13 protein-coding genes are annotated in these 12,499 nt (G+C 53.4%); all 13 read left to right on the top strand.

Annotated features, from left to right (window positions below):
• Nucleotides 1-338 precede the first annotated feature (338 nt).
• The 13 genes from B5E84_RS12910 to atpE all read left to right on the top strand — a co-directional run bounded on the left by B5E84_RS12910 (nt 339) and on the right by atpE (nt 12,489).
• Complete coding sequence (locus B5E84_RS12910; RefSeq protein ID WP_087223392.1) at nt 339-1,712, top strand: MATE family efflux transporter; 1,374 nt, start codon at nt 339-341, stop codon at nt 1,710-1,712.
• A gap of 1,065 nt (nt 1,713-2,777) precedes the next feature.
• Complete coding sequence (locus tag B5E84_RS12905) at nt 2,778-3,641, top strand: MurR/RpiR family transcriptional regulator (RefSeq protein ID WP_087223400.1); 864 nt, start codon at nt 2,778-2,780, stop codon at nt 3,639-3,641.
• Between the two features lie 127 nt (nt 3,642-3,768).
• A complete protein-coding gene (locus tag B5E84_RS12900) occupies nt 3,769-4,581 on the top strand; it encodes a Cof-type HAD-IIB family hydrolase (protein WP_087223390.1) in 813 nt (270 codons plus the stop codon).
• Between the two features lie 217 nt (nt 4,582-4,798).
• Entirely contained in the window at nt 4,799-5,809 is a 1,011-nt protein-coding gene (locus B5E84_RS12895; RefSeq protein WP_087223388.1) for an asparaginase, read from the top strand.
• A gap of 9 nt (nt 5,810-5,818) precedes the next feature.
• Nucleotides 5,819-6,670: a threonine/serine exporter family protein gene (locus tag B5E84_RS12890; protein WP_087223386.1), complete on the top strand. Its 852-nt coding sequence runs from the start codon at nt 5,819-5,821 to the stop codon at nt 6,668-6,670.
• Nucleotides 6,670-7,104: a threonine/serine exporter family protein gene (locus B5E84_RS12885; RefSeq protein ID WP_330374255.1), complete on the top strand. Its 435-nt coding sequence runs from the start codon at nt 6,670-6,672 to the stop codon at nt 7,102-7,104. The genes B5E84_RS12890 and B5E84_RS12885 overlap by 1 nt, the downstream gene beginning before the upstream one ends.
• A 192-nt stretch (nt 7,105-7,296) precedes the next feature.
• Entirely contained in the window at nt 7,297-8,514 is a 1,218-nt protein-coding gene (locus B5E84_RS12880) for a dicarboxylate/amino acid:cation symporter (RefSeq protein ID WP_087223382.1), read from the top strand.
• Nucleotide 8,515: 1 nt separating this feature from the next.
• A complete protein-coding gene (gene sdaAB, locus B5E84_RS12875; protein ID WP_087223380.1) occupies nt 8,516-9,184 on the top strand; it encodes an L-serine ammonia-lyase, iron-sulfur-dependent subunit beta in 669 nt (222 codons plus the stop codon).
• Between the two features lie 22 nt (nt 9,185-9,206).
• On the top strand, nt 9,207-10,082 hold the full coding sequence (gene sdaAA, locus B5E84_RS12870; protein ID WP_087223398.1) for an L-serine ammonia-lyase, iron-sulfur-dependent, subunit alpha: 876 nt from the start codon (nt 9,207-9,209) through the stop codon (nt 10,080-10,082).
• 358 nt (nt 10,083-10,440) lie between these two features.
• A complete protein-coding gene (locus B5E84_RS12865; RefSeq protein ID WP_087223378.1) occupies nt 10,441-10,767 on the top strand; it encodes an AtpZ/AtpI family protein in 327 nt (108 codons plus the stop codon).
• Nucleotides 10,736-11,128 (top strand): ATP synthase subunit I, encoded by a 393-nt coding sequence (locus B5E84_RS12860; protein WP_087223376.1) that lies wholly within the window; start codon nt 10,736-10,738, stop codon nt 11,126-11,128. The genes B5E84_RS12865 and B5E84_RS12860 overlap by 32 nt, the downstream gene beginning before the upstream one ends.
• A gap of 344 nt (nt 11,129-11,472) precedes the next feature.
• Nucleotides 11,473-12,177 (top strand): F0F1 ATP synthase subunit A, encoded by a 705-nt coding sequence (gene atpB, locus B5E84_RS12855; RefSeq protein ID WP_087223374.1) that lies wholly within the window; start codon nt 11,473-11,475, stop codon nt 12,175-12,177.
• 54 nt (nt 12,178-12,231) lie between these two features.
• Nucleotides 12,232-12,489, top strand: coding sequence for an ATP synthase F0 subunit C (gene atpE / locus B5E84_RS12850; RefSeq protein ID WP_002605128.1), 258 nt, complete (start codon nt 12,232-12,234; stop codon nt 12,487-12,489).
• Nucleotides 12,490-12,499 lie beyond the last annotated feature (10 nt).

The following is a 12,499-nucleotide window of genomic DNA, read 5'->3' as shown; positions in this document are numbered from 1 at the left end:
AATATCATGAGGAAGTTATCAATAAGTATCTTAAAAATGATAGAGGTAGGGAATAAACCATTAAGCATGAAAAAGAAACGGTATGCAATCGGAACAAACCCTGAAAAACATTTGGAGCAGATCATAAATCTGTAAAATGGGGGATGAAAACGAGGTTTAGTTGGAGAACACATTCATGCGTTTGTCGTGAAGAATGCGAAACGATTTGTTGACAAGCCTTCTGCGAGGGCGATATAATAATACGAGTGCCTGCGGCCAGGACAGGCCCGGAAAGCGGTTCCGGGGCGGGCTCGCGGGCGTACAAAAGAGGGAGGTATGTATTTTTGAGCGAACAAGCAATGGAAAGACAAGAAAACAAAATGGGCGTCATGCCGGTGAACCGGCTGCTTTTGTCCGTTTCAGTACCGATGATGATTTCAATGCTGGTCCAGGCATTGTATAACGTCGTGGACAGTATGTTCGTGGCGCAGTTAAACGAGAACGCTCTGACGGCCGTATCGCTGGCGTTCCCGGCCCAGAACCTGATGATTGCCGTGGCCACCGGAACCGGTGTGGGCATCAACGCCCTGCTGTCCCGCAGCCTGGGCGAGAAAAATTTCCAGAAGGCAGACAAGACGGCCAACAACGCCGTGTTCCTGTCCCTGTGCAGCTACCTGGTGTTTGCCGCTGCTGGTATCCTGTTTTCCAGGACGTTCTTCCTGGCTCAGACCAACGTGCAGGAGATCGTGGACTACGGCACGGAGTATCTGATCATCTGTACCGTATTTTCTTTCGGCCTTTTTGGACAGATCACCTTTGAGCGTCTGCTTCAGTCCACGGGAAAGACCCTGTATACCATGTTTACCCAGGGCCTGGGCGCGATTTTAAACATCATTTTCGACCCGATCCTGATCTTCGGCCTGTTCGGATTTCCCAAAATGGGAGTTGCCGGCGCGGCCGCGGCTACGGTGTTCGGCCAGATCGTGGCATTTTTCCTGGCAGTCTTTTTAAATGTCAGAAAGAATAAGGAAATCCGGCTCCACATTACCCAGATGAAACCGGACGCCCGGATCATCAAGAATATTTACGCCGTAGGCGTGCCGTCCATTATCATGACGGCCATCAGCTCCGTGATGACCTTTGGAATGAACAAGATCCTGATCACGTTCACCACCACGGCGACGGCGGTGTTCGGCGTCTACTTTAAGCTCCAGAGCTTTGTATTCATGCCCGTATTCGGCTTAAACAACGGCCTGGTGCCCATCGTGGCCTACAACTACGGCGCCCGCAAGGCCAGCCGTCTGACTAAGGCTGTAAAGCTGAGCATCTGCTACGCTGTGGGAATTATGATTATCGGTTTCGGCGTGATCCAGTTTTTCGCCCCCAACCTTCTGGGGATCTTCAACGCCTCCGAGCATATGCTGGGTATCGGAGTTCCGGCCTTAAAGATCATCAGCTTAAGCTTTATCCTGGCTGGATTTAACATTGTCAGCTCCTCTCTGTTCCAGGCGCTGGCCCACGGGTTTTTAAGCCTTTGGGTATCCCTGGTGAGACAGCTGGTGGTGCTGCTCCCGGCGGCCTACATCTTCTCCCTTTCCGGAAACCTGGAAAATGTGTGGTGGTCGTTCCCGCTGGCAGAGCTGTTCTCCACGGCCATGTGTGCCACCTTCCTGCGCTATGTATATAAGAAGGAAGTAAAGCCCATCGCCGAGGAGGAGAAACAAAATTCATAAAGAAATGTCCTTCGCGGGCCGTCCGTTCCCTTCGGGGCGCGGGCGGCCCGTTTTGCGTGCTGGGAAACGGATCGGACGCCGCGGCAAACACCGGTTTCAAACCTGCGCGGCCTGATCGGAAACGTGCATTTATTTATAGAAAAAGTTTAAATAATCTGAATAAATATATACAATAAGATAATTTACAAAATAAAGAAAAATAATTTTAAAAAAGTATTGACAAAATAGCGGGCGTGTACTATAATGAAACCATCAAAAAGAGATAGACGAGAGAACCTCTAAAAAGAACGGATCTCCACAAAAAAGAAATTTTCCAAGGGGCGTATCCCAAAAGAAACATTCTTCGGAGAGTATTTTTCAAGAAGGAACCATCGGTGGATTCTATGAAAAGTATTTCAAAGAGAGTATCCTGAAGCGGAACATCTCAAAAAAGAAAGGGTTGGTTTTCCTCCCATATTCTTGACAGAGAGCATCCAGAATAGGAACCATTTGAATCGGTGATTGACAAAGAGAATTTCTCAGAATGGATTATCTCAGAAAAGGAGGTACGGTCCAAAGTACTAAGCGGTTAATCCCCAGGAATATTTGAAATCATTTCTTCACATCAATTTTTTTAATAATGGTTAAGAGAATAGATGAAATTCGATCAGAATGGGAGAGATGAGGAAGAATAAAAACATAGATTACTGATAACAGGGGATTTTATCAGAGCGAATGAAAGTTTCGCAATATAGAAAAACGAGGTATAATCCAATGGATACAATGAGTTAGGAATGGGTACTGATTAGCAGAATCGGTATCCATTCCTATTTTATGTCACGAGAAACGGTGTCTCTTATGATTTATAAGCCTTCGGTGGAGGCGTACTCCGCGCGGAGAAAATGGCGCCTGTGGGGCAGTGAGCCGGTGTGGGGACAGAATTTGCTTTTTGTGGTATTTTGTAATGTGAGAAAGGGCTTGGCCGGATTGGGAGCTTTTTCTCATGGGACAGAAAGATTTTACGGGACAGGCGGATCCGGCGCGGGCCGGACGGGAAAACAGCGGGAAGACGGGAGAGACGAGAGGATGAACATATTTGCGAGGCTGGAGGATGACAGGGAATTTTCGGAAAACGAGAGGATTGTGGCGGCCTATATTTTGCGGGACCCGGTGCGGTTTCTGGAGCAGGGAGGAAAGGAAATCGAGCGGGAGTGTTTCGTTTCCCAGGCGACGATTTACCGGCTCTGTGAAAAGCTGGGCCTGGCGGGACTGTCGGAGCTAAAGGTAAAGGTTTCCGGCTCCTTAAAGGATTATCTGAGCAGAAAGGGGACGGATTTTGACTATGATTTTCCGGTGAAACGGGGGCAGACTCTGTATGAGGCGGTGAACGGGCTGCGGGAGGACTATGAGGAGACTGTGCGGGAGACGGCGGGACTTTTCCAGACAGAGGAGCTTGGCCGGGCCGTGGAGGCCATGAGGAAGGCAAAGGTGATTGACGTCTACACCTCGGCGGGGAATATTTTTTTTGCGGAAAATTTCCAGTTTCAGATGCGGGAGATCGGAGTGCCGGTGCAGGTTCCGGTGGAGGAATATCAGCAGAGGCTGACGGCGGCGTCCGGGGATGGAAGTCATTTTGCCGTGGTGATTTCTTTTGGAGGACGGGGGATGCTGACAGATGGCATCTGCCGCCTTCTGCGGGAAAATGGGACGCCGTTTCTGCTGATTTCTTCCAGGGAATACCGGCCGGAGGAGCCGAAACCGGATTTTCACATCTTTCTGGCGTCCGGGGAGAACCATTTTCATAAAATGTCGTCCTTTTCCACCAGATTGTCTCTGCTGTTTGTGCTGGATGTGCTGTATACAGGATACTTTCAGACGGACTATGACGGTTTTCTGGAGCGGAAACTGTCCTACTACAAAAAGATCGCTGGGATGAGAGGGAGAGAGTGAGAAAAACTTCCGTTTCCCGCAGGAAACGCAGGGGACTGGGGGAGAAAAAACTCCGTTTTTTCCGGGCCGGTTGTAATTTGGAATGGCCAGGTTATAATAGAGGCAGAGGAAAAAGGAGGAGAGCGCTATGGAAGTAAAGGCAATTATGTGTGATCTGGACGGGACGCTGCTCACCAGCGGCGGGACCGTGTCGCCGGTGACGAGAGAGGCCATAAGAAAGGCCAGGGAAAAAGGGATCCTGTTTGGGCTTTCCACCGGGCGGGATGTGCACAGCGTAAAGACACTTTTGAAGGAGTGGGGGATCGACGGCCTGGTAGACGCGATTGTGGGGACTGGAGGCGCGGAAATCTGTGATATTTCCATGAATGTGGAGAAAGCGAGCTTTCCCTTGGACGGCGCCCTGATCTTGGAGATTATGAAACATTTTGGGGATATGGACGTGAATTTTGCCGTTCCCTATGAGGGAATTCTCTATGCGCCTAAGGAGGACGAGCATATTCAGAGGCTTTCCAAGGCGGACAAGGTGCCTTATCAGGTGGTGGATTTTCAGGAGTTTTTAAAGGAGCCGAAACCGAAGGTGATGATCGTGTGCCGCCCGGAGGATATGGAGGCGGTGGTGGAGCGGAGCCAGACGTTTTCCGACGAGAGATACAAGGCGGCGGCCCTGAAAACGGCCAGCATCCTGTTTGAGTACATGGATCCCAGGATCTCCAAAACCCACGGTCTGAAACAGATTATGGAGCTGCACGGGCTTACGATGAGCCAGCTCTGCACCTTCGGGGACGCGGACAACGACTATGATATGACCCTGAACGCGGGAGTGGGAGTGGTGATGGCAAACGGCAGCGAGAAGACGAAAAGCGCCGCCGATTACCTCACGGATGACAATGATCACGACGGAGTGGGGAATTTTATAAACAAATACATACTGGAGCTGTAAAAAGAAGACGGCCGGACGCGCGGGAGACTGCGTATCCGGCCATTTTGCGGTCTATATGGGAGGTTTTGGGGGCGGGAAAAAGCGCTTTTAAGTTGTGAGGATCGGGCTGTATTCCGGGGATGGAGAGAGGACTGCCGGGGCGTTTTTGTATACTCCGCATTTCCCCTTGCCCGCCGGTGGGAAACCGTATATACTATAGGCGAAAAGGAGAGAGACTATGAGAAGGATTCTGATTATAAATACGGGAGGGACATTTTCCTCCGTAAAGAGTGAGGGCGGGCTGACGCCGGGGCTGGGGGAGCACGACATCCTGGCGGAGCTTAAGACGGTAGCGAAAGACTGTGAGCTGAAATATGAGGACTTCTGTTCCCTGGACAGCGCCAATATTCTGCCGGAGCACTGGGCGGGGCTGGCGAAACGGATTGAGGCCGCCAGCCGGGAGTATTCCGGGATCGTGGTGATTCATGGCACGGACACCATGGCCTACACGGCTTCCATGTTGTCCTTTATGCTGTGGGGCGTGCCGGTGCCGGTGGTGATCACCGGCAGCCAGCTGTCCATTTCCCATCCGGTGGCGGATGCCATGGAAAACTGCCGGGCGGCTATTCATATGGCAAACAGCCGCTGTCCCGGGGTGTTTGTGGCTTTTAACCGCAAGATTATGCTGGGAGTGCGGGCGTCCAAGGTGAGGACCATGAGCTTTGACGCCTTTGACAGCATCAACTATCCGCCGGTGGCGGAGATCAACGCCTTTGGAATGCGGATTCAGAAGGAGCTGATTCCCCGGCGGGCAGCGGTGCGTTTTCAGGCAGATACCAGCTACTCGGATAAGGTGATGGTGGTGAAACCCGTTCCGGGGACGCCGCCGGAAATCTTTGATGTGCTGGCGGATCTGGGCTGCCGGGGCATTGTGGTGGAGGCCTTTGGGCTGGGGGGACTTCCCTTCGGGGAAAACGACCTGTGCGAGGCGGTGCATCGCACCGTAAAGCGCGGCGTGGCCGTGGCCATCGGCAGCCAGTGCCGGTATGACGGCAGCAGCCTGGAGGTGTACGAGACTGGAAAAAGAGCGCTGGAGGCCGGAGCTATGGAGATGTACGACATGACCACGGAGGCGGCGGTGACGAAACTGATGTGGCTGCTGGGCAAGGATCTGACCATGGAGGAACTGCGGGAGAAGTTTCGGGAGAACCTGGTGAACGAGGTGTCTTCCAGGGATTTCGCGGAGTGAGAGGTGAGTATGGATAGCAGAAAAGAATGGGAGAAGGCGGAGCAGACGGTTCCGGAGCCGGAGAGCTGGGCCCGGCAGCAGGAAAAGGAGCTGCGGGAGCGGCAGGTGCTGGAGACGGCTCTGCGGGCCGGACGGATTCTCCTGGGAAACGGGGGCGAGATCTTCCGGGTGGAGGAGACCATGCAGCGGATCTGCCGCCATTACGGGGTACATTCTGTCAGCGCTTTTGTACTGAGCAACGGGATCTTTCTGTCCGCGGGGAACGGAAACGAACCGTATTATTCCACTGTGCGCCACATTCCCACCTGGGTCACCAGGCTGGACCGGGTGACGGAGGTAAACCAGCTTTCCAGGGAGATCGAGAGCCGGAATTACACCCTGGAGGAAGTGGGGCGGAGACTGGATGAAATAGAAGGAATGCCGGGCCGCTCCAGAGTGGCCCAGATTCTGGTGGCGGGAATCGCCTGCGCCTGTTTCAGCTTTCTCTTTGGGGGAAATGGCGGAGATATGACGGCGGATTTCCTAACGGGGCTGATTTTGTACACCTTTCTTTTGTACGCCTGCGGTGGACTGTCCAAGATCACGGGAAACGTGCTCTGCGGCGGGCTGATCACGGTCTGCTGCATTGTGTTTTACCACATTGGGCTGGGGCAGAACCTGCGGCCGCTGATGATGGGGGCGATTCTGCCTCTGGTGCCGGGCCTGACCTTTACCAACGGGATCCGGGATCTGGCGGACGGGGACTACATTTCCGGCTCCGTGCGGATGCTGGACGCGGTGCTGGTATTTATGAGCTTAGGCGCTGGGGCCGGAGCTGTATTTCTGGCCTATCATCATCTTCTGGGAGGTGTGCTGCTGTGATGGAGCAATTAATTGCCGCGTTTGCGGGGACGGTGGCATTTGGGTTTCTGTTTGGGATTCCCAGACGGTATTTTGGCTACTGCGGGCTGTGCGGGAGCGTGGCCTGGGGTGTGTACGTGCTGTCCGTGTGGGGATCGGATGTGGTGGCGTCCTTTGCGGCCACGGTGGTCGTGACCCTGATGTCCCGCTTTCTGGCGGTCTGGAAACGCTGTCCGGTGACGGTGTTTCTCATCGCCGGCCTGATTCCCCTGGTGCCGGGAGTGGGACTTTACTGGACGTTTTACTATCTGGTGACAAACCAGCTGGAGCAGATGTCCTCCACAGGGCTGGTGGCGGTGAAGTCAGCCTGCGCCATAGTGCTGGGGATCGTGTTCGTGTTTGAGATTCCGCAGAAGTTTTTCCGGTGGATGTCCGGGCCGGGGCAGAGACAGTGAGAAAGCCGGCGGCCTGACTGCGGTTTGTGAAAAAAATATCATTTCTTTCAGATTTATTCATGAAAATAATTCAACCTATATATAAAATCTATGAATTTGATTCGTCCATATGTCCATGCTATAATGTAAAAACAGAGGCGCCACTTTCTGTTTTGTACAAAATGGATAAAACCTATATGGAGGGAATGTTTCATGGAAAAGAAGAAAAAATTAGGGCTTGTACCCAAGCTGATCATTGCGATCATTCTTGGTATCCTGATTGGTCAGTTTATGCCGGAGAGCATCTGCCGGGTAATTGTGACCCTGTCTGGATTTTTCAGTAACTTTTTGAAATTTGTCATCCCGTTGATGATTTTAGCTTATGTAACTATGGGTATTGCGGATCTGTCTCAGGGCGCTGGAAAGCTGCTTCTGATCACGGTGGCTATCGCTTACGGCTCCACCCTGATCGCCGGCACGTCCTCCTTCCTGGTAGCGATCAACCTGTTCCCCAGCTTTATGAGCGCTGGAGCGCTGGAGCAGATCGCCGCTACGGCAGACGCGTCCCTGACCCCGTATTTCTCCCTCAGCATCCCGCCGCTGTTTGACACTCTGTCCGCGGTAGTGCTGGCGTTTATCCTGGGCCTGTGCCTGTCCTCCATGAGAGGAAAAGAGATGGGAAATACCCTTTACGACGCAGTAAAGGATTTCTCCAAGATCATTGACAAGGTGTTACACAATATTATTATTCCGCTGCTGCCCCTGTACATCCTGGGAACCTTTACAGATATGACGAAATCCGGAAAGACCTTCGCGATCTTAAGCATCCTCTGGAAGGTATTCCTGGTAGTGATCGTTATGCACCTGATCTGCATTCTGGTGCAGTTTGTGATCGCAGGCGCAGTCAGCAAGAAGAATCCGTTTGCGCTGATTAAGAACCAGATCCCCGGCTATACCACGGCTCTGGGAACTCAGTCTTCCGCCGCGACGATTCCTGTAAACCTGCAGTGCGCGGCTGCGGACGGCGTCTGCGAGCAGATCCGCAACTTCGTGGTTCCGCTGTGCGCCAACATTCATATGGCAGGATCCATGATTACCATCACGGCCTGCGCTACGGCAGTCTGCCTGATGAACCAGCTGCCCATCAGCCTGGCTACGGTAATTCCGTTTATCATGACCCTGGGCGTGGCCATGGTGGCATCCCCCGGCGCTCCCGGCGGCTCCATTATGACGGCACTTCCGTTCTTATACATGATATTCGGAGCAGAGGCTGGCGATCCCAATGGCCCCATCTGCGCCATCATGGTAGCTCTCTACATCACCCAGGATTCCTTCGGAACCGCCTGCAACGTGTCCGGAGACAATGCCATCGGCGTGATCGTGGATATGATTTACAAGAAATTTATCTTAACAGAGACACAGGAGGCATAAAATGTCTTTTATCAGTGTATTTGATGTGCTGGGGCCGAATATGATCGGTCCCTCCAGCTCACATACGGCGGGGGCGGCCCTCATCGCCTACCTCGCTCAGAAGATGATAAACGGTCCTCTGGTAAAGGTGGAGTTTACCCTTTACGGTTCATTCGCGAAGACCTACCGCGGCCATGGCACGGACAAGGCCCTGCTCGGCGGTATTATGGGGTTCTCCGCTGACGATATGAGGATCCGGGAATCCTTCCGCATCGCCAAGGAGCGGGGGCTGGACTTTTCCTTTTCCGTGAACGAGGAGGAAACGGAGGTTCATCCCAACACCGTGGACATCGTTATGACAAATGCCGCGGGGCAGCGGATGGAAATCCGCGGAGAGTCCTTAGGCGGCGGAAAGGTCCGTATCGCAAGGATCAATCAGGTGCAGGTGGACTTCTCCGGCGAGTACAGCGCGGTCATTGTGATCCACCAGGACAAGCCGGGAGTGGCAGCCCACATTACCAAGTGCCTGAGCGACAAAAATATCAACATTGCGTTTATGCGCCTGTTCCGGGAGGCCAAAGGGCACACCGCATACACCATCGTGGAGTCCGACGGACGCCTTCCCATGGATATTCTGGAAAATCTCCGGGAGAACGTCCATGTTCACGATGTGATGATCGTACAAGTATAATAGATTGGGAGATTGTCAGATGATGGATTTTAAGAACGCAAAAGAGCTTTTGGAATTGTGTGAAAGCCAGAGCCTGCCCATATCCCAGGTGATGAAACTGCGGGAAGTGGAGCAGAGTGAGATTTCCATGGAGACGGTGGAGAGCCGTATGGCAAAGGCATTGGAGATCATGCGGGAATCCGCCACGGCTCCCATCCACACACCGGTGAAGTCCATGGGCGGGCTGATCGGCGGCGAGGCCAGGAAACTGGCGGATCACCAGGAGGCCGGGAAAGGAATCTGCGGCCCCGTCCTGGGAAAGGGAATCACCTACGCGATGGCGGTTCTGGAGACCAACGCCTCCATGGGACTGATCGTAGCGGCGCCCACGGCCGGTTCCTCCGGCATTGTGCCCGGCGTGCTGCTGGCCCTTCAGGAGTGCTACGGATATTCGGACGAGGCGATTTTAAAGGCATTGTTTAACGCCGGAGCCGTGGGTTATCTGGCTATGAGAAACGCCACTGTGGCCGGAGCTGTAGGCGGCTGTCAGGCGGAGGTAGGCGTGGCGGCTGCCATGGCGGCGTCCGCGGCGGTGGAGCTGATGGGCGGGTCCCCCAGGCAGTGCCTGGACGCGGCCTCCATTGTTCTCATGAATATGCTGGGACTGGTGTGCGATCCGGTCAGAGGCCTGGTGGAATATCCCTGCCAGAACCGGAACGCGGCCGGCGTGGCCAACAGCCTGATCGCGGCGGAGATGGCCCTGGCGGGAATCCCGCAGCTGATTCCGCTGGACGAGATGATCGACGCCATGTATTCCGTAGGAAAACGCCTGCCCGCGGAGCTGCGGGAAACAGCCCTGGGCGGCTGCGCGGTGACGCCTTCGGCCTGCGCTACCTGTCAGGGATGCGGGGGAGTGTAAGCTCCTGCGGAAATAAAAATATACAGAGAGCCATGGTCAAAGGGCCGGAAATCCGGCGGAGGAATTTTGACTAAGGGCCTCTTGGCTGTACAAAAGAAAACGACGATTTTTGCGCCGCGCAGGCTTTCTTTCTGGCTTGCGCGGCGCATTGCCGTATCCGGGAAATAACTGGAAAAAAGGAAAAGAAAATTGAACAGAATCACCGGGAATGCTGGATAAAATGGCGGGAATTTATTAAAATTTTAGAAAATATGGACAAGGCAGGTAAGATTGGGGTATAATAATTCCGAATTCGCAAACAGAGAAAGCAGGTGCGGTTATTAAAGATAACAGACAGGTATTTCGCAGCCTGGCGCTGGTGACCCAGCTGGGGCTGACGGTAATGGTGCCGGTTTTTCTGTGTATTTTTGCGGGCCGGTGCATTGACTCGCGTTTTGGTACGAGGTGGACGCTGCTCCTCATGATCATGGGCTTTCTTGCAGGACTGTTGAGCGCCTGGCGGCTGGCCGCCAGAGTGATTCACATGGAGGAAAAGGAGCGGGAGGAGAGAGAAAAGGAGCGTCTGAGAGAGTGGGAGCAGGAGCATTCTGAGAGCGCTCCCATCCGAAAGCCGAAACGGGAGAGCCGGGTAATCAAAGAGAGGGAGAATCAATATGGAGAGAACCACAAAGGCTCTGGTCGCTGAGATCTCGGCGGGTATTATTGTACACAATGCGCTGTGTGCAATCCTGGCCGGGTGTTTCTTTCAGGATAGGGCGGTGTTTGCCGGGCTGTTTGTCGGCATGGCCAGCGCGATCCTGATGGTAGTCCACATGGCGTTTTGCCTGGAGCGTTCCATTGACACGGGAGATTTTTCCGCGGCCAACAAAAAGACGGTGGTGGGGTCCGTGATCCGGAATTTTTGCTATCTCATCCTGCTTCTTGTGATCCTTTGGAAATTCTCGGATAAAATTAATGTATTGGCAGTAGTGATCGGGGCCCTCGGGCTCAAGACCGGAGCTTATATGCAGCCGGCCTTACACCGATTGTTCCACAAGCGGACATGACCGCTAACGCGGTCATCGCGAATCATGAAAGCCAGATGGCTCCACGCCTACGGCGTTCCCGCCATCTGCCGACGGTATTCGAAATCCGGGCTGTCGCCCTACATTCTTATTTAACAGGAAACTGCGTTTCCTGTTAAATAAAAATGCTCCGCAAGGAGGCGCACTCCGCGCAAAGGAAAATGGCTGCTGGCGCAGCCGCGCTCCGGCGCGAGTGTGCGCCAAGCGCACACTTTCTTATACCGTCTTGCCCGTCTGATGCCGATATATCTGTGCGTGCGAGCACGCCCATCTATATCGGCGCCATCCGGGTCTTTCACAGTAAAATTAAGAAAGGAGGCTGGCATATGGGAGGAATCAGTCTGACTGGAGAACCGGATTTCATGATCCATGGAGTGTACCAGTTCACCATGTTCGGACAAGAGCTTTGGATCACGACGACAACCATAGGGATGTGCATTACGACCATCTTTATCCTGATTCTGGCAATCATCGCCCACGGCAAGCTGAAACGGGCCACGGAGGTTCCGGGCACCGTTCAGAACATTGCGGAGTACGCGGCGGAGATGCTGGAGAAGATGATCGGCAGTGTCATGGGAGCGAACGGCGGACGTTTTTTTAACTACATCGGAACGATTTTCCTGTTCATCCTGTTCTGCAACATCGGCGGCTTATGCGGGCTGCGCACCCCGACGGCAGATTTCGGCGTGACCTTTACCCTGGGTATTTTTACGTTCCTGATCGTAAACTACCAGGGAATCAAGAACAGGAAGTTCAGGCATTTTACAAGCCTGTTCGAGCCGTTTCCCATCCTGTTCCCCATCAACCTGATCGGCGAGATCGCCAATCCGATCTCCCTTTCCCTGCGTCTGTTCGGAAACATGGTTTCCGGCGTGATCCTGATGGGACTGTGGTACGGCATGATGCCGATTTTTGTCAAGATCGGTATTCCGTCGTTTCTGCACGTGTACTGCGATCTGTTCTCCGGAGCGATCCAGACGTATGTGTTCTGTATGTTGACGATGGTTTATGTCAATGACAAGATGGAGTAAAAAACATCACCGCCCAGGCGGAAAAAGCAAATTATGATTTAGGAGGAAATCACTATGAATGGAATTTCTGGTCAGGACTTTATTTTAGGATGCTCAGCCATCGGCGCAGGTCTGGCGATGATCGCCGGTATCGGACCTGGTATCGGACAGGGAATCGCGGCAGGACACGCGGCAGCGGCCGTGGGACGCAATCCCGGCGCGAAATCTGACATTACATCCACCATGCTTCTGGGACAGGCCGTAGCGGAGACCACCGGTCTTTACGGTTTCGCAGTGGCAGCGATCCTGATGTTCTTAAAGCCTTTCAGCTAAAGAGAACGGG

This window comes from Lachnoclostridium sp. An14 (assembly GCF_002160755.1).
Taxonomy (GTDB): Bacteria; Bacillota; Clostridia; order Lachnospirales; family Lachnospiraceae; genus Lachnoclostridium_A.
This window is presented reverse-complemented; position numbering and strand designations above follow the sequence as displayed.

Excerpts from the sequence above, each read along its gene's own strand:
- sdaAA (WP_087223398.1), top strand. The coding sequence starts at position 9,207 with ATGGATTTTAAGAACGCAAAAGAGCTTTTGGAATTGTGTGAAAGCCAG.
- B5E84_RS12890 (WP_087223386.1), top strand. The coding sequence starts at position 5,819 with ATGGATAGCAGAAAAGAATGGGAGAAGGCGGAGCAGACGGTTCCGGAG.
- B5E84_RS12880 (WP_087223382.1), top strand. The coding sequence starts at position 7,297 with ATGGAAAAGAAGAAAAAATTAGGGCTTGTACCCAAGCTGATCATTGCG.
- B5E84_RS12895 (WP_087223388.1), top strand. The coding sequence starts at position 4,799 with ATGAGAAGGATTCTGATTATAAATACGGGAGGGACATTTTCCTCCGTA.
- B5E84_RS12860 (WP_087223376.1), top strand. The coding sequence starts at position 10,736 with ATGGAGAGAACCACAAAGGCTCTGGTCGCTGAGATCTCGGCGGGTATT.
- atpE (WP_002605128.1), top strand. The coding sequence starts at position 12,232 with ATGAATGGAATTTCTGGTCAGGACTTTATTTTAGGATGCTCAGCCATC.
- B5E84_RS12910 (WP_087223392.1), top strand. The coding sequence starts at position 339 with ATGGAAAGACAAGAAAACAAAATGGGCGTCATGCCGGTGAACCGGCTG.
- sdaAB (WP_087223380.1), top strand. The coding sequence starts at position 8,516 with ATGTCTTTTATCAGTGTATTTGATGTGCTGGGGCCGAATATGATCGGT.
- atpB (WP_087223374.1), top strand. The coding sequence starts at position 11,473 with ATGGGAGGAATCAGTCTGACTGGAGAACCGGATTTCATGATCCATGGA.
- B5E84_RS12905 (WP_087223400.1), top strand. The coding sequence starts at position 2,778 with ATGAACATATTTGCGAGGCTGGAGGATGACAGGGAATTTTCGGAAAAC.
- B5E84_RS12900 (WP_087223390.1), top strand. The coding sequence starts at position 3,769 with ATGGAAGTAAAGGCAATTATGTGTGATCTGGACGGGACGCTGCTCACC.
- B5E84_RS12885 (WP_330374255.1), top strand. The coding sequence starts at position 6,670 with ATGGAGCAATTAATTGCCGCGTTTGCGGGGACGGTGGCATTTGGGTTT.